We start from the raw sequence: 19,282 nt of genomic DNA on the forward strand, positions 1-19,282 counted from the left end.
GACGCTGACGGCATGTCCGAAACCGACTCCACGGGTGGCCATCACCCGGCAGACGACGCCGCTCAGGACGACGCCGACGGGAAAGAATCGGCGTCCTCCAATGCCCTTCCTGATGAGGCTGCCGCCGAACCTCCAGACGACACCCCAGAGGGGTTCGAGCCGGTCTGACTTCCTCCCCCCTTTCCGCCCGTCTCCCTCCCCCGAAGGGGCAGTTCCCCATGTCTTCACACCGCTCGCACGACCGGCCGCCGGACGACACCGCCACCCCACCCACCCCCACCCGCCGGAAGGCGGCGCGCAGACAGGCACTTGTCACAGCGTCGATCCTGGTGCTCGGCACAGTGGTGGCGCCCGGCTCGTCGGCCGCACTGGCCGAGAGGCAGGCGCCCGCACCGGTCACCTCCACGGCGGGACTGCTGTCCGGCCCGATCACGCTGGCCGGACTGGGCGGGAGCTCGCACACGGTCACCTTGGTCACCGGGGACACCGTACGGCTGAATGACGCCGGCGGCGGCAAGTACGACGTGGACGCCAAGGCCGTCGCCCGCCCCGACGGGACCCTGCCGCGGCTGTCCACGATGGCCACCCCGGACGGGGTGTACGTCACCCCTAGCGACGCGATGCCGGCCATCCAGGCCGGTCGCCTGGACAGGGAGCTGTTCAACGTCACCTACCTGGCCGAGAACGGTTACGCCGATGACCAGGCCAAGCAGTTGCCGGTCATCGTGCAGTACCCCAAGCAGGTCAGCGCCGCGGCCATCGCCCCCGCCGCCAAGGCGATCCCGGCCAGCGAGCCCGAGCACACGCTGGAGAGCATCAACGCCTCCGCGGTCGCCGTCACCAAGGCCGAGGCGGGTACGTTCTGGAGCGCGGTGCGGGCCGTACCCGAGAAGACGGACGCGAACGGGACCGTGGGGCTGGCCAACGTGCCGGACACCCTGCGCGGTGGCATCGCCAAGGTGTGGCTGGACCGCAAGGTCAAGGCCGATCTGGACGTGAGCGTGCCAATGATCGGCGCCCCGCAGGCGTGGGCCGGTGGGCACGACGGCACTGGCGTGAAGGTCGCGATCCTGGACACTGGTATCGATACAGCGCATCCGGATCTGGTCGGCAAGGTCGCCGACAGCAAGTCCTTCATCCCCGGTCAGGAGGTGCAGGACGGGCACGGTCATGGCACCCACGTGGCGTCCACCGTCGTTGGCTCAGGGGCGGCGGCCGGCGGGAAGTACAAGGGTGTCGCACCGGGTGCCAAGCTGGTCATCGGCAAGGTGCTGGACGACTCGGGCTCCGGCACGGGCTCACAAGCCATCGAGGGCATGGAATGGGCCGCGGCCAGCGGTGCCAAGGTGGTCAGCATGAGCCTGGGCAGCGGTCCCAGCGACGGCACCGACCCGATGAGCCAGGCGGTCAACACGCTGAGCGCCTCCACCGGCGTTCTGTTCGTGATCGCCGCGGGCAACCTTGGTGCTTCCGGGAAAGAAACGGTCGCCTCGCCTGGTACGGCTGACGCAGCGCTGACCGTGGCCGCGGTGGACAAGAGCGACCAGTGGGCCACCTTCTCCGGCCAGGGGCCGCGCTTCGGTGACGGCGCGCTCAAGCCCGACATCGCCGCCCCAGGAGTGGCGATTACCGCCGCCCGCGCCGCGGGCACGTCGATGGGCACCCCCGCCGACGATCGCTACACCACCGCGGCGGGCACCTCGATGGCCACCCCGCACGTGGCGGGGGCCGCGGCGATCATGGCCCAGCAGCATCCGGACTGGAGCGGCTCGCAGCTCAAGGCCGCACTGATGTCGACGGCCAAGGACGACGACCTGAGCGTGTACAAGCAGGGCGCGGGCCGGGTCGATCTGGCCAGGGCGCACGCCCAGCAGGTCTTCGCCACTACCGCCGGCCTGGATTTCGCCGCGCTGGACGCGGAGAACTGGACCGCCGGTCGGGAGCTGACCTACACCAACCTCGGCGACCAGCCGGTCACGCTCACCCTCACGGCGTTTCTGCACACGTCCGACGGGACCGAGGTGAAGGGCGCACTCAGCCTTGCCGACCCCACGCTCACCGTGCCGCCCTCCGGCACCGCGACCACCAGTGTCACGCTCGACCCCAAGAGGTTGGCCGACATCGACAATTACACCGGCGCGGTGACCGCGACGGCCGACGGCGTCCAACTGCGCACCCCCGTCGGCGCGGTCCGCGCCGTGCCCATGGCCACACTCACCGTCCACACATTGGGCCGGGACGGAAAACCCAGCACCCCCTGGGCCCAGGACACCATCGACGTGGCCGGCGACAAGGGCGTCATCACCACGACTCGCGTAATCAATGAGGGGACCACGGTCACCCGCGTCCCGCAGGGCACGATCAGCGTGGCGCAACTGCTGACCTGGATCGGCGATGACGACCGCTTCAACGTGGTGTTCCTGCTCAACCCCGAGATCACCGTCACCGGCGACACTGAGATCACCTTGGACGCCCGACATGCCTCCGAGATCCGCTTCACCACCCCGAAACCGGCCGAACCACTGAACAACGACCCCAGAATGGTGTATCAGCGGACCACATCCAACGGCACCGCTTACATGAGTTCGGTTTCGAGTGACACGATCGTCGGCTCGTGGCTGCGGATGTGGGCCACCCCCACCAAGCCGGTCACCAAGGGCAAATTCCGCTTCCACAGCCGGTTCACACTCGGGCAGACCGAGGTCGCCATGGATGTGCGGAAGTCCAAGAAACTTACCCTGCACCCGACTGCCCCGATGCACGCCCTCTACAACTGGGGGCACGCACAGGGCGCCTACTACGATTACCGGTCGTTCACCGGGACGCAGGACCTGGAGCTCGTGGACGTCGGTGAGGGCAGGCCGGAAGACATCGCCGGTCGCGATCTACGCGGCAAGCTCGTCCTCATGGAGGCTCCGATGGCGCCATCGGTCTTGGGCGGCGAGGAATGCGGGGTCCAGATCGACCGGCTCGGCTCTCTTCGCGATGCAGGTGCGGCTGGGGTGGTGCACTTCCCGAAGGTGGGCACCGACTGCGGGATTCCGCTCCCCATCGCGTGGAGCGGCATGTCCAAGCCCATCGGCATCCCCAACGTGTCCCTTCCCGCCAGGGAAGCGCTCCAGTTGCGTGAGCGGATCGCCGACAGGCCGGTCACCATCCAGGTGATGGGCACCCCGGAATCGCCTTACACCTACACCTTCGCCCCCTACGAGGAAGGCCGGGTACCGGGATCGCTGCACTACACCTTCACTGGCCGTGACCTCGCCCAGATCGACATGGACGTCCATGCCGCCGCACCCACGCAGTACCGCGATTGGCGATACGCCTGGAAGGTGGACGATGTCGCCCCGCTGGCATCGGCGCCCCTGGGCTGGGGCTTCCCCCTGTTTACCGCGGCACAACGGACTGACTGGGTGGGGCCGCTCGATCCGGACGTCATCAGCTCGCACGGCATGGACTCGATGTCCGACCCGAAGGCGTTGAACATGACGCAGCCCCAGTGGCTCATGGAGGTGTTCGACAAGCCCATCCGCACCCGGCAGTCGTGGCTGACCACTCCGTTCACGCCTGGCGCGAACACCGGCTCGGAGAAGGTCATCAGACTCGCCGAGCCCTCCGCGAACTGGGGTGCGAACTTCCGATGCATGATCTGTGTGCGAGGGAACACCCTCTGGGCGGAGATCGAGTCGGCCAACGGCGGGCCGGCCAACCGCCAATACAAGGGGATGTGGGACGCTCAGCAGAGCGACGCCGCCCTCTTCGACATCCGTCTCTACCAGGGCGCCCAGGAGATCCCACGTACCCTGGTCGAAGGAATCGGCCTCTTCCCGCACTTCACCCTGCCAAAGACCCCCGGCAGCTACCGGCTGACCGCCAAGAACGCCCAGAACGACACCGAGTGGACCTTCACCACTCCTGTGGAGACCGAGCGCCTGCCCGGATCCTTCTGCTCCCTTGAGGCGCTGTACGGCACGGCCGAACGCTGCCGACCCGCCCCGGTGATGTTCGTCAGCTATGACCTGGGCGACAGCCTGGCCACCGACAACACCGTGCCCGCCGGCCGCTCCCACACCTTCACCGTCTCCCCCTACCACTCGCCCTCCGCGACCAGGATGCCCGACGTCGCCGGCCTGAAGCTGTGGGCCAGCACCGACGACGGTGCCACCTACACCCCCGTCTCGCTCAAGAGCAACGAGGACGGCACCTACACCGCCAAGACCCGGTACCCCGCCTTCAACGCCACCAAGGGCGCCGTCACCCTCAAGGTCGAGGCCTGGGACCAGGCGGGCAACACCATCAAGCAGACCACCACCCGCGCCTTCGACCTGCGCGACAAGACCACGAGCGGCCACGCCGTCCAATGACCGTACGACCCATGTGAGACAGCCGCCGGGTGGCGGGGAGCCCTCCCCGCCACCCGGCGATTCCACACGGAGCAAATCACCGCGATCCCCGAAGAAGTGCGGGGCTTCCCCATAAACGCAGGTCGCCGGCGTCTTCGCCGCGCGGTCACCAGCGTGGAGTACGACCCGCAGGTCGCTGCGCGGCCGCGAGGCCGGCGCGCCGTACGACCGGCTGATCGCCACGTGCGAGGTGCGGACGATCCCGCCCGACTGGGTACGGCAGGTGTGGCGTGGGGGGACGATCACCACGCCGATGCTGGGCTGGATGGACGGGGCCGCATTCGCTCACCTGACCATCGCTGGCGACGGGACAGCCAGCGGGCACTTCCTGCCGGACGACGTGTACTTCATGCCCGCCCGCCCGCACGCCGCCCCGGAACTCGACCGCATCACGCTCGGCGGTGGTGAGATGTCCCGGACCGACCTCGATCCGAAGCTGCTGGAGGATCCTGCGGCCCGGTTCGCCGCGCAGCTCGGCGCGCCGACCGCGCGCCTGGCCTGGACCGGGGAAGCGGGCGAGATCGCCACCCTGGACGATCCGGTCTCCGGCGCGCACGCCGACCTCCAGCCGCCCGCGGACGGCGGCTGGACCATCCACCAGCGCGGGCCGCTACGGCTGTGGGACGACGCCGCCCGAGCGCTCTCGACGTTGCTGTCCGCCGGGCGGCCGCACCAGTCGGAGTACGGGCTCACCGTCACACCGGAGGGCAGCGGGCATGGCTGGGTGACCCTGGCGGGCCGAGCTGGGACCTGCCTGCCTAGCCAGACGCAGCCAGTTGAGAGCGCACCAGCGAGTCGTAGGTGTCGCTGGTGCGCTCCAGCTCGACCACGGTGCGCTCCAGCTCCATGAAGATGCCGGCGTGCTCGACCTCGTCCACGCAGACGCTCAGCCCGTCGAGCACGGCGGTACGCCGAGTCTTGACGATCCGCGCAGTAGGCCGGAACCCCATCGTCGTGATGGCCTCGTGCATCTGCTCCCGGTCGGCGACCGGACTCTCGTGCTCCAGGCACGCCTGCTCGTTGGCGAGAGGCTTCTTCACCGTGAACAGGTGCCGGCCATTCTCAGTGGTGCGCAGCCGCGCGAACACGACACCGATCTTCGACTGGCCGTAGTCCCAACCCGGCTGCGCGTACGCCTGATCGTCCTGCCAGACGGGTGGCGACAAGGCCGCGCCCCGGGCGGCCAGCGCGCTCACCAACGCGTCCAGGTCACCCACCCGGTACTTGACCTCGATCTCCTGTGCAGCACCGGTCACCACGGGCCTCCTGAGACTGCTGTGACTTCGGGACTCTACCGAGGAAATCGAGAGGCTGAAGGGCATTCATCGGGCCATGTAGGGCCGCGATGCGATCGGGCGCAGCGCGGCGTGGTCGCGGCGGGCCCGCGCTCCGACCACCTCGCCGTGCGTTCGACGGGGCAGCCGGCGGCGCAACGGTACCCGGGCCAGAAACGCGTTGACGAGAGCCTGGCACGCCGCCGAAATGCTCGAACGCCCGCCGATGGCAGGCCCAGAAGGTGGCCAGACCCTGGCTGGCGGTGAAGCAGCAAGTGGTGAAGCAGCAAACGGTTGCGCGAGTACGACAGAACCTTGTCGAGCCGCTTCTGCGGCAGCGCCGTGCCGTCACTGACGTGCGGCCCGCTCTCCTCCGGCGCCCGGGAGGCCGTTGGGCATCCGGATGAGGTGAACCGCCAGCAGCGTCAGCCAGAGCCAGCCGATGGCCACTGTCAGGCGCTGGAGCAGGCCGCCGATCTCAGCCAGCCCGTTCACCTGTAGAAAGGCCGACACGAACAGGACGAACCCGATGGGAAACAGGATTCCGCTGAGTACCGAATACAGTGCCCATCGGCGTTGGCCCCAGCCGGCAAATCGCCGGGCGAACACGAAGTAGGCGACGGTCAGCGCCAGGAACCCGACGAGGGACATCTTGCCGTGCAGGTCGCCGTGGGTGGTGGGAGGCACGGTAAGTGCCGGGGTCCCCACCGGGTAGCCGCTGACCGGATCGTCCAGGAAGACGCCCGCCCCGATGAGTCCCACACCCCACAGGGCGATGAGCAGCGGCCCCCAGGTCGACTTTCGGCCGTGCTCTCGTAGCGCGCCGGGCAGGGCTGACGCGAAGAGGATCGCGAGCCCTCCGGCCAGGATGAAATTGGCCTGCTGGATCCAGCCGAGGCTGCTGCCCAGTTCCAGGGAGCTGCCCGCATGGTGGATCGGGTCGTAACCGTCGCGGACGGCTCCTTGGGCGAGGAGAACGAAGATGAACAGCGGTCCGGCGACCACACCGCACAGCAAGCCGATCCTTTTGAACATGACATGCCTCCAGGAATACGAAGATGCCGCGATGCCTGTCAGGCTCACCTGACAGGCCGGGCGCTGTCAGTTTGGCTTGACGAGATCCAGTGCGTCAAGCCAAACTGACAGACATGTCCAGGCGTACCCTCCCGCAAGTACCCGCCGATGACCTCCACCGCCCAGGCGGTCCTGACGAAGGCCGGGACCCGCGACATCGACACCAGTCACCTGCTGCGCGCACTACTTGAACTGGATCGTCCCGACCCGGCAGCAGAACTGTTTTCCCGGCTGGGCGTGGATCGCGCGGCCGTATCGCAACGCCTCGCCCGGGACGGCTCCTGAGCCTGAATCCACGGCGTGATTCCCGGTGATCGTTTTCTGGTCCAATTCCTCCACGAGGAACCACTTGGCAGGTGGAGAGGCTGCTTTCGGGTGCTGGAGGTCCGCCGTGCTCGGGTCACGGCTTGTCCGGTGGGGTGTCTCGGGGATAGAGCGGGCGCGCTGGCGCGGTGACCATGCTGGTCGTCGGGGTGCGTGACCTGAGTTTCGGGTGGTCAGGCCGTCGGGGTGGCGGGTGGGTCGTGGGTGGCGGTGAAGGCGTTCAGCCAAGCGGGCTGCCAGCGCCAGCGGGCGGGCAGGTGCAAGTCCAGGTGGCCATGGCCGCCGGACCGGCCGTGCCGGGCCAGCCGGGCGGGCACGCTGATCAGGTGGCGGCGCAGGGTGGCGCCTCGGGCGCGGGCGTGGAAGGCCGAGGCCAGGCAGCCCAGAGCGCGCAGCAGGTTGTGGGTGATCGCCGCGCAGGTGAGCCAGGCGGCGTTGGCCGCAAAGTGGCCCGAGGGCAGGTGGGCGAGCGGCCCGCCGATCAGGTCGGCGTTGACCTGCTCCTGCACTGCGTGATCACGATGCTGTTCCTCGGCCTGCAGGAGGGTGTAGGGGCTGTCGGTGAAGATCGGATAGTAGCGGTAGGCAGGAAACAACTCGCCCTGACCTTCGTCGGCCTGGTCGAGCTTCCTGACCCTGCGCACGATCAGCCGGGCGGTTGCCTGCTTGCTCTTCCTGCTGGTGAAGGCGGTGTAGCGGGTTTCGGAGACCTCGGCGTCGGAGACCCAGCCGCCGGCTTGCTCATCGAAGATCGCCCGCGGGTACTTGATCGGCGTCCAGGCATGGTCGTCGATGGCCGCGATCGCCGCTTTGACCTTGGGATCCTGTTTGGCGGTGACCGAGAAGCGGACGTCCTGGGTGCGGCAGGCGGCCACCACGTCGGCGCTGTAGAAGGCCGAGTCGCCGCGCAGCACCAGGGTGCCCGAGCAGCCCGCCGCTCGCGCCGTGGTGATCGATTCGCTGAGCAAAGAGGCCGCGCCGCGGCCCGATCCGCAGGTGCCGCCGCGTAGCCGGCTGGCGGCCACCACCGGCGCGGCCAGTGGCGTGGACAGTGGCGTGGACAGTGGCGTGGACAGGGTGACGGTCAGCGCGTTCAGCCCTCGGACCAGCACGCTCTTGCCCTGGATTTTGGTGTGGTCGAAGCCGGATCCCTGCTTGGCGTAGCCGTAGGTGCGCCGCTGCATCGAATCGACGTCGAGGAAGGCCGGCACGTCAGCGCCGGGCAGCAGCGGCGTGTGCACGGCGAGCGCGGCCGGCACCTGGCGGGCGACCTTGTCGAACTGGCGGACATTGCCCCAGGTGAACGCGCGCAGGAACGAACCGAGCGTAGACGGCGCCCGGATACCGGTGAACATCTTGTCCATCCCACCGTGCCGCAGCAGGTCCAGATCGTCGATGCTGTCGGCACCGCAGGCCAGCCCGGCCACGATCGAGGTCACCTTCATGGGCGCGTTGACGCCGTCGGCGGCCCCCAGCGCCAGGTGCTCGCCGGCCAGGCGATCCAGGCCACACCGCTCAGCCAGTCGCAGCGCTGGAGCCAGCCCGGCATAGGAGATCACATGCTCGTCGTCGAAGATCGCCTGCGTATGGCTGGCGGCGTGGGAGAATCGCACTTACGGGGTGTCCTTTGGAACCGGCGGTTGGAAGCGTGAAGAACTCCCATCCTCCCAGCTCAAAGGGCACCCCACTTGATTTCCCTGGTCCTCGCTCCAAGTTTCACGCCGTGGATTCAGGCTCAGCGTGTAGCGCTCAGGATCCACCGGCGTGGCTTATCGCCTCTGGAGTTTGGAGCGGGTGGTGGGAGTCGAACCCGCGCTGTCAGCTTGGGAATTGCACCGATCATCGCCACCGCAGCACGGGTTTACCAGCTCATGGTCGCTGTCGGGTCGGTCTTGAGAGACCGCGGTCGACCCCTCGTTACCGCGCTTAATGGCACGCTAATGGCATGACGATCACGCGGTGACCTCTTGCTTCGACGCTCCTGGCCGTGGTGCGCTTCCTTGGTGAGTCACGATCACTACCCTGGCCGGCTCTCCTTCCCCCTGCGCTTCCCGAACCGCCGTTTCCGGATCTGGAGCTACGTGCCCTCACACAGCGGGCTCGTTCTACGGACGGAGTTCGAGCCGGATGCGCCGCACATCGAGCTGCTGTTCCAGGGCGTGCGCCAGATCAACCTTCCCGCGACGATGCCGGACGGGCTCGTGGTGGACATCGAGCACACGAACGACGACGATCCGCACGACGTGACCTTCCTCCTCGGAAACGACCACTTCTCCGGCCACGTGCTCGCTGGCTACCTGTTCCTGAAGCAGGAAGAACGCTCAAAGTACAGCGCCTTCTCACTCTTCCACGGCTACCTGCGAAGTGATTTCGAGCGTTGACTACGCGCACGCCCCCCGCCTGGTCTGCTCGGCTTGTCCCGGGTCGATGGCGGGCAGAGTGATCAGGCTTCCACCTCAGCCACCTGCGGACCTCAGGTCCGATGCGGTGATCATCCCGGAGCCGGAGAGCCCCCGCCGGAGGCACATCGCGAGCAGCCAGACCGTTCCATCGGCACCCGCCAGCATGGGATCATCGGCATCATGACGATGATCAGAAAGGGCCATGCCGCGTAGGCGCCCTTCCGCGGTTCGCGCACGACGGTTGCGGTGCCGAACCCACAGACCCTCTATCCATCAAGTCCCCGGACTCACAGCCCGACCTATGGTCGCGGTTATCGCCCTTGAACACACAATCCTGCAACCGGGCGAAGTGGCAGCGACCCTCTTGGCCTGGACCCGGGACGTCATTCCTGGCACTACGACTCAGCTCCCGCCCACGTGCTCGTGTCCTGGATGCTCATGGGAAATCGATCCACGCGGAGACCTTGAGCGGATACTCGCCGCACTCCCCGATTGGGCCAGGCCATACCTGTACGGCTTGGTGCTTCCGATCGACAGGAGTTTTATCGCTAGAACGACTCCTGACCCTCGCGCATCACCTGACTGGCCATGGTGGCGACAGCGCCGCCGTCCATACTTCGGAGACAACACTCGCTGAGCTGGTGGCGGTGCGGCCCACATACGGCGGGCTGAGTGCATTTGGCCGGGCGCGGTGCGCGGCCCTGAGCCTCGCGCCGGTCGGGACCGGCCCCCAGGCCGCACGCCCGACCGGCAGGCGGGCGGCGGGCCGGACGGCGGCGCGCCGCGCCGCCGCTTGACTCGTCGATCCCAAGACCGATCGCTCCCGACGTACCGTTCCGGTTCCCAAGCCCACCCTCGCTGCGCTCCGCAATCACAGGCGCGCACAGGCCGCCGAACAACTGGCGGCGGGGGAGCGGTGGAAGGATCACGGGCTCGTGTTCTCCACGTCGATCGGCACCCCGCTGGAGCCGGGAAACCTCAGCACTCGGTGGCGGAGGGCAAGGGCAAAGGCCGGCCTCGACTGGCTGCGGCTGCACGATCTGCGTCACGCCTGCGCGTCGTACCTTCTGGCGTGTGGTGCTTCGCCTCGAACGGTCATGAAGACGCTGGGCCACAGCCAGATCGCACTGACCATGAACACGTACGCCCACGTGCTCCCTGACATCGAACGGACTGCCGTCGACGCGGTCGCCAAGCAGCTCTTCGGATGACCTTCAGCATGACCGAGGGCTGGACTCCCATCAGCGGGTTCCAGCCCTCTTGGCTGTAAACGGTGGCTGTACAGCCTCCCCCGACATGATCGAGGAGAGGTGTTCGAGCTGGTAGGGCGCCCGGGGCTCGAACCCGGAACCTACGGATTAAAAGTCCGCAGCTCTGCCAATTGAGCTAACGCCCCTCGCACGAGCAAGGGTACAGAGATTACCGCCCCGCCCGCGACGCCTCCATCACCGGTAAGCGGACAGCCCCGTCAGGGCCTCTCCCAGCACCAGTGTGTGAATCTCCTGGGTCCCCTCGTACGTCAGCACAGACTCCAGATTGTTCATGTGCCTGATCACAGGGTACTCCAGGGTGATCCCGTTTCCCCCCAGGATGGAACGGGCCTGCCGGGCGATGTCCAGGGCGGCGCGTACGTTGGCCAGCTTGCCGAAGCTGATCTGCCGGGGCTCCAGCCGTCCCTCGTCCTTCAGGGCGCCCAGGTGCAGGGCCGTGAGCTGGGACTGGGCGGCGGCGACGTACATCCAGGCCAGTTTCTCCTGGGTGAGCTGGAAGGCGCCGATCGGCTTGTCGAACTGTACGCGGGTCTTCGAGTAGTCCACCGCCGCCTCCAGGCAGGCGCGGGCGGCCCCGACGACCCCCCACAGGATGCCGAAGCGGGCCTCGGACAGGCAGGACAGGGGGCCCTTGAGGCCGGTGACCCCGGGAAGCACGGCGGAGCCGGGCAGGCGGAGGTCGTCGAAGTACAGGGACGAGGTGACCGATGCCCTAAGGGACAACTTCTTGTGGATCTCAGGGGCGGAGAAGCCGGGCGTGGAGGTGGGGACGACGAAGCCGCGGACGCCCTCGTCCGTCTGCGCCCACACCACGGCGACGTCGGCGATCGAGCCGTTGGTGATCCACATCTTGGAGCCGTTCAGGATCCAGTCGGAGCCGTCCTTCTTGGCGTACGTGCGCATGTTGGCGGGGTCCGACCCGTGGTCCGGCTCGGTCAGGCCGAAGCAGCCGATCGCCGTGCCGGCCGCCATGCGCGGGAGCCATTCCTCTTTCTGCTCGTCGGAGCCGTACCGCCAGATGGGGAACATCGCCAGCGAGCCCTGCACGGACACGAACGAGCGCAGGCCCGAGTCGCCCGCCTCCAGCTCGCGGCAGGCCACGCCGTAGGAGGTCGCGTCGGTGCCGGCGCACCCGTACCCCTCCAGGTGCATCCCCAGCAGGCCGAGCGAGCCGAGCTCGGGCGCGAGCTCGCGCGCGGGGAAGACGGCCTCCTCGAACCAGTCGCCCACGTGCGGAAGGACGCGGTCAGACACGAAGGACCTGACCGTGTCGCGGATCAGTCGCTGGTCGCCGTTCAGGCGGTCGTCGAGGCGCAGCAGATCGTCCATGGCGGGTCCTCTCCTCGCGTAAGGGGTTACCAGGGTTCTACCAGGGGGAATCCTGATGTGCTAACACCGCCCCCAGGGGCAGTCTTGAGACATGAACGAATACAGCGAGCACAACGTCAAGAAGCTGCGCCGCACCAACAAGGGCCGGATCGTCGCGGGTGTCTGCTCGGGCATCGGTGAGTACGTCGGCATCGACGCCAACTTGATCCGGATCGGTCTCGCGATCGCCACCCTGTTCGGCGGTCTCGGCGTCGGCGTGTACGCGATCGGCTGGCTCCTGATGCCGGACGAGGAGCGGGACACCTCGATCGTCCAGGACCTGCTCAACAAGCAGCAGCAGCGGAACGCCACCGACTGGACCGGCGAGCACAAGCCGCAGCAGTGATCAGGCCGGCGCCTGGGCGGGCAGCTCCTGGGCACTACGGTCGTCCCGGGACTCGGTCCACATGAGGGCGAGCACGGCCGCGGCGATCACTCCGGTGCCGCCGGAGATCGCGACCACCAGCTCTGGACCGAGTCTCTCCGCTGCGAACCCGCCGACCAGGATCGCGATCCCTTGGACGGCCATCAACCCTGACTGCACCAACCCGAACGCCTGGCCGCGCCGCTCGGCTGGCACATTCTGGACGAAAGCCGCGTTCGCCGCGAGCTGGTACGCCCCGCCGATCCCCGACAGAACCCACGCGGCCAGCACGACCGCGAGCGGCGGCCGCAACGCCGTCACCATCAGGGGCGCGCAGCTCAGCACGGCCAGCCACCCCATGAGACGCAGCCGCCGCGCCGGCGTCACGAACCTGCTGAACACGAACGCGCCCACCACGGTGCCCGTCGGCATCGCGGCCATCAGCAATCCGGTGATCACGGGCACGGACAACGACCCCGTGGCGAGCTCGGCGGCGTAGGGCGCGGCGATTCCCTCGGGAAGGATGTAGAAGCCGCACAACCACGCGAACAGGACAAGCGTCCGTAGCCTGCGCGACCCGAAGACGAGTTTGGCTCCCGCCCTGGTCATCGTCCACATGGAGGGCTTCTCGCCGTCGTGGCCGGGCGCCGGTCGCGGGCGTACGCCGGAGGCCAGGATCAGGGCCGAGGCGAGGAACGTGGCCGCGTCGAGGGCGAGCGCCCGGTAGGGGCCCAAGGTGGCGATCATCGCGCCGCCCGCCGCGAAACCAAGCATCTGTACGCCCTGGTTCGTCATGTTCTGCAACGCGGAGCCGACGACGTACCGGTCGCCTTCGAGCACCTCGGGCAACAACGCCGCCCGCGCCGCGCTGAACGGCGCACTGAGCAGCACCACGAAGAAGACCAGCACGCACAGCGCCCAGAACGGCATCGAGGGCAACGCCATCACGCCCACCAGGACCGCGCGGACGACGTCGCAGATCATCATGACGCCACGGCGCGCGAACCGGTCGGCCAGCCCGGCCAGCAGCGGCCCGCCGACGATCGACGGGAGGTAGGTCAGCGCGTAGACGGCCGCGGTGGCCAGCGCCGATCCGGTGCGGGAGTAGACGAGGACCGCGAGCGCGACCTGGGCGAGTTGGTCACCGAGGAGTGAAAGGCCCTGTGCGTACCAAAGGGCGCGGAACTCCCGGATGACGATGACTTCGCCGTAGGTGGCCTGATTTGTCTCGGCACGGCGATGCCGTCCCGGCGGCCTTCCGTCCTGCATGGCCTCCATTGGACTCCGCTGTGCCTGACTCACCGTGTTCGCTATGTGACCTAAGGTGCCCGATCATGAGGCAAGGCGCAACCCAAAGAAGTCAACGAGCAGCAAAGCGTTACCAGCCCAGTTCGTGAAGTCTGTCGTCACTTATCCCGAAATGGTGGCCCACCTCGTGGACGACCGTGATGCGTACCTCGCGAATGACGTCCGCTTCGGTCTTGCATATCTGGCATATGGGATTGCGGTAGATCTCGATCCGGTCGGGCAGGACACCTGAGTACCAGTCGCCGCGTTCCGTGAGGGGGATCCCGGTGTACAGGCCGAGCAGGTGGGGCTCCGGCGGATCATCGACGACCGTGACGACGACGTTGCTCATGACGCGGGTGAGCTGGGCGGGGATCGTGTCCAAAGCCTCGGCCACGAGTTCCTCGAACTTCTCCCGCGTAACCTCGATCACACGTGCCATTCTGCCCTGCCAGTCAGGTATGCAAGAAACTGTATGAACTTCGTTGACAGGTCGAAAGCAGTCATTCGGTCACGAACGGCCAGGGGTGCGGTGGTGCTCCTGGTCGCCGCTGCGGGCGCCTGGCTGGGCATCTTCCTGAGCGGCACCGTGCACGCCCAGGTGGGCCCGGTCGAGACGGGCATGTCGCTCAGACCCGCCTGGCGCGGCGAGACCGTCGTGGACGCCAGCCCCCTCGGCACCCTCACCTTCCGGACCCACGACGCGCCGCTCAGACTCCGCATCACCCTGGAGAACATCGACCAGGAGCGCGCCAAGGCGCTGATCGAGGACCCCAAGCTGGCCGACCGCCTGCCGGGCCTCATAGAGAGCGACCTCCTGGACGGCGTGCGGGCCCTGGCGATCCGCAGCATGCTCTGCGCGGGCGCGGGGGCGCTCATAGCCGTCCTGATGGTCTACAGGCGCCCCAGGACGGCTCTGGTGGGCCTCCTGGCGGCCTCCGTGGCGCTCGCGGGCACCGGGGCGCTCGCCGCGCTCACCTTCCGTCCGAGCTCGCTCGTGGAGCCGCGCTACTCCGGGCTCGTCGCCGCCGCGCCGTCGCTGGTGGGCAGCGCGGAGTCGATCGTGACGAAGTTCGAGTCGTACCGGTCGCAGCTCACCAAGCTCGTCACGAACGTCTCGAAGCTGTACGACACCGTCTCGACCCTCCCCCTGTACGACGCCGACCCCAATTCCATCCGGGTCCTGCACGTGTCGGACATCCACATCAACCCCATCGCCTGGAACGTCATCCGCTCGCTCAAGGACCAGTTCGCCGTCGACATGATCATCGACACCGGCGACATCTCGGACCACGGGACCAAACCGGAGAACAAATTCGTCGACGAGATCAGCCGCCTCGGTGTGCCGTACGTGTACGTACGCGGCAACCACGACTCCATGATCACGCAGAAGGCGGTCGAGCGGCAGAAGAACGGCGTGGTCCTGGACGACACCGTGGAAACAGTCGCCGGCCTGCGCATCTACGGCCTGGGCGACCCCCGGTTCACCCCGGACAAGTCGGTGGCAGTCGATTCGGACCCGGCCGTGCTCAAGCGGTTCGCCCGCTCACACCTGGCCAAGGTGAACAAGGCGGACGTGGTGGCCGTCCACGACCCCGACGTCGGCCGCGGCTTCAGCGGAGCCGCGCCCATGATCCTGGCAGGTCACACCCATGATCGTTCGACGACCATGCTGCCGTCCGGCTCGCGCATGCTCGTCCAGGGCTCGCTCGTCGACGGCGGCCTGCGCGCGCTCGAACACGCCCAGCCCACGCCCGTACAGGCCTCCGTCCTGTACTTCGACCGGGACACCAGGCGCCTGCGTGCCTGGGACGACATCACCCTGGGCGGTCTGGGCGAGCAATCCGTGTACATCCAGCGTCACGTGGAGGCCGACCCACAACGTATGATTTCTCCAGAGCCAACGAGCGCCCCGTCACCAACGGGACCGGTCACTGGCACTGCGTCGCCAACCGCCGGTTCGCCGCTTTGGCATCAGGGGCAATCGTCCCCTATGCTTCAGAGGTCTCCGACGGAAGGCGACAGGGAATCCTGAGCCCCCATCGTCTAGCGGCCTAGGACACCGCCCTTTCAAGGCGGCGGCACGGGTTCGAATCCCGTTGGGGGCACTTGCGAGTGTTTGGCGCACCGCGAACCGGCTGGTCGAAAGGCCACCGGAGAGCTGGTAAGCTAAACAAGCGCAAACAGAAAGAACAGCAAGAAAACGCAAGGTCCTGTAGAGCAGTTTGGAGTGCTCGCCACCCTGTCAAGGTGGAGGTCGCGGGTTCAAGTCCCGTCAGGACCGCTCTGGGTCAGGTAGCTCAGTTGGTACGAGCGTCCGCCTGAAAAGCGGAAGGTCGGCAGTTCGACCCTGCCCCTGACCACCAGCTTTGAACAGCAAGGAAGCCCCGAAGCGATCACCGCTCCGGGGCATTTTTGTTGTTCTGACGACAACGCTGACGACAGTTCGCCTGATTAAGAGGTGGTGAAGCGTTGGGGTGGTTACAACGCCGGCAGCCGAGGATGTCGGCCCGGACAGCAGTCCGGTATCTCATGACCCGAGCATTCATCGAGATACGTGCCACTACGCACATCGTCAAACGGGAGCTGCAGAGCGAGGATCTTGAGAGAGCGCGCGCTCGGATCGATCGCATACGCATGATCGCTGACATCTGCCACAACCTTCCGGGCGACTTCAGGCCTGGCAGCGAGCGAGAGCGGGAGCAGCGAGCGATGGAGAGCTTGAAGTGGCATCTGCGGGAGCTTGAACCTGATGATCGCTCCGCCCTGTGGGTGCAGACGGAACTGGACGATTTCGGCTACGACTACCGGCCGCTTCTACCGCAACACGTGAGGGACCGGCTTACACAACAGTGAACGCCCGGACAGCTCTGCCCAGGCGTTCTTTGGTGGTGGTCTGGCTGACCTCCATCGACCGGGGATCTTCCCGGAACCGATCCTGACCACGCACAACGTCTTCGTTCCATGGGACGCGCCCCGGTACCACCCTCGCACGCCGGCCGTCGCCCAAGTGCTGGAGTCGCATGGCATGAAGTCTGCGGGCCGTAGAGGGACACACATGACTTCGGCGGTCAGTGTCCTGCTGTCCCCGCCGTCGCTGAACCTGCGGTGACCTGCACAAAGGCGAGCGGAGACGAGCGACGGTCCACCTGCGCGGCTGCCCCCACTGTCCCTGGTGATGACGACTACACCGATCACGAGGCGAGAAGCTGAACGGTGCTTCGTACGCCCTTCTCATGCGCTTCGCGCTGAAGATCGGCTGTAACAGTCGGCGGGGCGCCCCCTGAGTGTTACAGCATGTCCAAATATGCGTCGATGAAGACTCGTCAAGACGCTGAAAACATTGCTGAATCGCCCGTCTATGACCTCCTTGCGTTCTATTGTCGCGATCCAATGCGCGCGTTTGGATCTAAGGGGCGATCTTCTGGGGTGCATCCCCAAGCGGTGGGTTCCGAATGCGTCCCAGTGCCCCTGCCTGTCCTGCCTCCGGTGCTCTCGTCGTGGGCGGTTCGCCGGCCTGCGCCGTTCCCAAGAGAAGGAGTCGTGATCATGACCGCGCTGACCTACACCATCTTCACCGAACCGGCGTCTTTGGAGGCGTCAGACGCCAGACGGAGGTCCAAGTCCACAGGGACGGTGTACCTGGTCGTCACCAACACCTCAAGGAGGACGGACTGGTCCAGGATCGAGGTGAAGGTGCCCGTGGGCGACGGCCCCGGGCATCTTGGCCCGAACATCACGGAACTGAAGGGCGAATACACCGACAACCAGTGGGGGGCCCAGGCGACGACTCGGGAGGTGAAAGTTGAGCGCCAACAGGGCACCGACGTTTTCGAAGTCACTCCCCAGACCGGGGGCGTTGCATCTTTCAGACCTGGCGACTATATGGTGCTGACGCTGGAGAACATTACCGTTGCCTCGGCCGCCGGGCCGGCAGTACTGACGGTGAGGGAGAAGACCGAGGACGATGACGGGCAGCACACTCGCTACACGTCGGTAGCGCTGGTGAAGACCGCTCCGAAGGAGATTCCGGCGCCGCGTGGCTTCCATCCGGACAAGGGCATGATGGGCGCCGCCGAAAACCTGACGCTGAGCTGGGAGGGGTCCGCCGAATTCGACTACAAGATTCTGTTCCCCGGCGGAGAGGAGACCATCCCCCCGGGGATGCACAGCTGGTCGCCGGCCGACGCCCCGAAGCGGGCCACCACCTACACTCTCGTTGCCACTGACCCCGTCACCAAGCAGCAACATTTTCTCACCACGACCGTTCAAGTGCGCTATCCCGTCCTGGAAACACTCACCGCTACCACCGGCATTGACGCGCCCTGGGTCCAGGGCATGTCGGATGCAACCAAGGGGCGTATCACCTTCACCGGTGCAGGGGTGGAGATCTCTGGCAACTCCGGTGCGAAGGGGACCGTGACTGCCGACAGGGCCAATCTCAACGGTGTGAACACTGAGTGGGTGCAGGGGAGAAGCGCCGACGACGGAAAGATCACCTTCCCCAAGGACGGGCTCAACGTCAGCCAAGGGAGCGGGTCATGGGGAACCGTGCACGCCGACAAGGCCGATCTCAACGGTGTGAACACCAAGTGGGTGCAGGGGAGAAGCGCCGACGACGGATGGATCACCTTCCCCGTGGAAGGGCTCAAGGTCAACCGGAAGGACGACAACCATCTGACACATCTGGTTGTTGGTTATGCGACCCACGACATCGTGAAGACCAGAATCGTCCGGGGGCCAAAGGACGACGATGGATGGATCAGTTTCCGTAAGGAGGGGCTGAATGTCCACCGGGAGCGCGGCACGGAACGGGGAACTGTGTACGCTGCTGATACCGACCTGAAGGGATGACTCCAAACGGCGTCCAACACAATGCCGAATTGATCCCATAGGTATCAGGGGTGGCGGCGCTGTGCGCGGCCACCCCGCCCTGCGCCCATGCAGTCTGGGTGGTTACGACCCCGGCAGCCGAGGATCTTGAGAGTGCGCAGGCTCGGATCGATCGCATCCGCGTGCTCGCTGACATCCGCCACAACCTTCCGGCCGACCTCAGGCCAGGCAGCGAGCGAGAGCGGCCACGTTCACCCTGTCCGGGCCTGAGACGGGCAACGCCGGCAAGCAGCTCGAGTTCAGCGGTGCGCTGGACGGCGGCGGCCGGCTGCCCGCGGCCGGTACCGCGATCACGGTGACCCGTACGGCCTCCAACCGCGACGGCACCTCCACGACCGGGCCTCGCGATCGTCGTCGAGCACCCCGGGCCCTTCGTCCTACGAGGAATGCCGTAGGGGGAAAGCATTGTGGTCCGATCAACCAGACAGGTCGCATCGTCGAGGGGCGGCGTCCGAAGCCACTACCCCGATGTTCAGCCCGGAACGGGCTCCCCGTGGGGAGATCGGGGACTGGTCCGGCTGTCCCGTCCTCATCGCTGACGTCCTCCGTCCTCGCTCGTGTTGTGCGCCGAGATGGATTGTCACCGGCGCCAGCAGGGCCCCGGCGCTCTGATGGTGGGCGG

At 67.0% G+C, this 19,282-nt stretch carries 15 protein-coding genes, 4 tRNA genes and 1 pseudogene; 13 read left to right on the forward strand and 7 right to left on the reverse strand.

Features of this window, described 5'->3' with window-relative positions:
* The first annotated feature begins 12 nt into the window (after positions 1-12).
* The 3 genes from DMB42_RS53800 to DMB42_RS43870 all read left to right on the forward strand — a co-directional run bounded on the left by DMB42_RS53800 (position 13) and on the right by DMB42_RS43870 (position 5,253).
* A complete protein-coding gene (locus tag DMB42_RS53800) occupies positions 13-168 on the forward strand; it encodes a hypothetical protein (protein WP_185845180.1) in 156 nt (51 codons plus the stop codon).
* Between the two features lie 50 nt (positions 169-218).
* A complete protein-coding gene (locus tag DMB42_RS43865; RefSeq protein ID WP_260478301.1) occupies positions 219-4,364 on the forward strand; it encodes a S8 family serine peptidase in 4,146 nt (1,381 codons plus the stop codon).
* A 292-nt stretch (positions 4,365-4,656) separates the two neighbouring features.
* Positions 4,657-5,253, forward strand: a complete 597-nt coding sequence (locus tag DMB42_RS43870; protein WP_125645578.1) for a hypothetical protein — start codon at positions 4,657-4,659, stop codon at positions 5,251-5,253.
* Here DMB42_RS43870 and DMB42_RS43875 read toward each other — a convergent pair.
* A complete protein-coding gene (locus DMB42_RS43875) occupies positions 5,162-5,659 on the reverse strand; it encodes a class IV adenylate cyclase (protein ID WP_260478302.1) in 498 nt (165 codons plus the stop codon). The two genes, DMB42_RS43870 and DMB42_RS43875, sit on opposite strands and share 92 nt — an antisense overlap.
* A gap of 366 nt (positions 5,660-6,025) precedes the next feature.
* Positions 6,026-6,712, reverse strand: a complete 687-nt coding sequence (locus DMB42_RS43880) for a DUF998 domain-containing protein (protein ID WP_125645581.1) — start codon at positions 6,710-6,712, stop codon at positions 6,026-6,028.
* 147 nt (positions 6,713-6,859) lie between these two features.
* On the opposite strand from DMB42_RS43880, the gene DMB42_RS43885 reads away from it, so the two are divergent.
* Positions 6,860-7,036, forward strand: coding sequence for a Clp protease N-terminal domain-containing protein (locus DMB42_RS43885; RefSeq protein WP_125645583.1), 177 nt, complete (start codon positions 6,860-6,862; stop codon positions 7,034-7,036).
* Positions 7,037-7,248: 212 nt separating this feature from the next.
* On the opposite strand, the gene DMB42_RS43890 is transcribed toward DMB42_RS43885, so the two are convergent.
* A complete protein-coding gene (locus DMB42_RS43890; RefSeq protein WP_125645585.1) occupies positions 7,249-8,688 on the reverse strand; it encodes an IS1380 family transposase in 1,440 nt (479 codons plus the stop codon).
* 390 nt (positions 8,689-9,078) lie between these two features.
* Here DMB42_RS43890 and DMB42_RS43895 point away from each other — a divergent pair, with 390 nt between their 5' ends.
* Positions 9,079-9,456 carry a hypothetical protein gene (locus tag DMB42_RS43895; protein WP_125645587.1) on the forward strand — a complete coding sequence of 126 codons (378 nt, stop codon included), beginning with the start codon at positions 9,079-9,081 and terminating at the stop codon, positions 9,454-9,456.
* A gap of 851 nt (positions 9,457-10,307) precedes the next feature.
* Positions 10,308-10,688: pseudogene (locus tag DMB42_RS43900) on the forward strand (tyrosine-type recombinase/integrase); the annotation flags it as partial.
* A 109-nt stretch (positions 10,689-10,797) separates the two neighbouring features.
* On the opposite strand, the gene DMB42_RS43905 reads toward DMB42_RS43900, so the two are convergent.
* Together DMB42_RS43905 and DMB42_RS43910 are read right to left on the reverse strand one after the other, a co-directional pair.
* A tRNA-Lys gene (locus tag DMB42_RS43905) sits at positions 10,798-10,873 on the reverse strand.
* A gap of 49 nt (positions 10,874-10,922) precedes the next feature.
* Positions 10,923-12,077 (reverse strand): acyl-CoA dehydrogenase family protein, encoded by a 1,155-nt coding sequence (locus tag DMB42_RS43910; protein ID WP_125645591.1) that lies wholly within the window; start codon positions 12,075-12,077, stop codon positions 10,923-10,925.
* A gap of 91 nt (positions 12,078-12,168) precedes the next feature.
* Between DMB42_RS43910 and DMB42_RS43915 the strand changes: the two genes are divergently transcribed.
* Positions 12,169-12,462, forward strand: coding sequence for a PspC domain-containing protein (locus tag DMB42_RS43915; RefSeq protein ID WP_125645593.1), 294 nt, complete (start codon positions 12,169-12,171; stop codon positions 12,460-12,462).
* Here DMB42_RS43915 and DMB42_RS43920 read toward each other — a convergent pair whose 3' ends face one another.
* Together DMB42_RS43920 and DMB42_RS43925 are read right to left on the reverse strand one after the other, a co-directional pair.
* Positions 12,463-13,749: an MFS transporter gene (locus tag DMB42_RS43920; protein WP_229825017.1), complete on the reverse strand. Its 1,287-nt coding sequence runs from the start codon at positions 13,747-13,749 to the stop codon at positions 12,463-12,465.
* A 109-nt stretch (positions 13,750-13,858) separates the two neighbouring features.
* Positions 13,859-14,209: a metallopeptidase family protein gene (locus tag DMB42_RS43925; RefSeq protein WP_185845181.1), complete on the reverse strand. Its 351-nt coding sequence runs from the start codon at positions 14,207-14,209 to the stop codon at positions 13,859-13,861.
* 93 nt (positions 14,210-14,302) lie between these two features.
* Between DMB42_RS43925 and DMB42_RS43930 the strand changes: the two genes are divergently transcribed.
* The 6 genes from DMB42_RS43930 (at position 14,303) to DMB42_RS43955 (ending at position 18,621) form a co-directional block, all read left to right on the forward strand.
* Positions 14,303-15,802, forward strand: a complete 1,500-nt coding sequence (locus tag DMB42_RS43930; RefSeq protein WP_260478303.1) for a metallophosphoesterase — start codon at positions 14,303-14,305, stop codon at positions 15,800-15,802.
* Positions 15,803-15,875 (forward strand) — tRNA-Glu (locus DMB42_RS43935). It begins immediately after the preceding gene.
* A 101-nt stretch (positions 15,876-15,976) separates the two neighbouring features.
* Positions 15,977-16,051, forward strand: a tRNA-Asp gene (locus DMB42_RS43940).
* 5 nt (positions 16,052-16,056) lie between these two features.
* Positions 16,057-16,133, forward strand: a tRNA-Phe gene (locus tag DMB42_RS43945).
* A gap of 166 nt (positions 16,134-16,299) precedes the next feature.
* Positions 16,300-16,623 (forward strand): hypothetical protein, encoded by a 324-nt coding sequence (locus tag DMB42_RS43950; protein ID WP_125645601.1) that lies wholly within the window; start codon positions 16,300-16,302, stop codon positions 16,621-16,623.
* Between the two features lie 693 nt (positions 16,624-17,316).
* Positions 17,317-18,621, forward strand: a complete 1,305-nt coding sequence (locus DMB42_RS43955) for a hypothetical protein (protein ID WP_125645603.1) — start codon at positions 17,317-17,319, stop codon at positions 18,619-18,621.
* Positions 18,622-19,282: the final 661 nt, after the last annotated feature.

This window comes from Nonomuraea sp. WAC 01424, from assembly GCF_003947315.1.
Classification (GTDB): Bacteria; Actinomycetota; Actinomycetes; order Streptosporangiales; family Streptosporangiaceae; genus Nonomuraea; species Nonomuraea spiralis.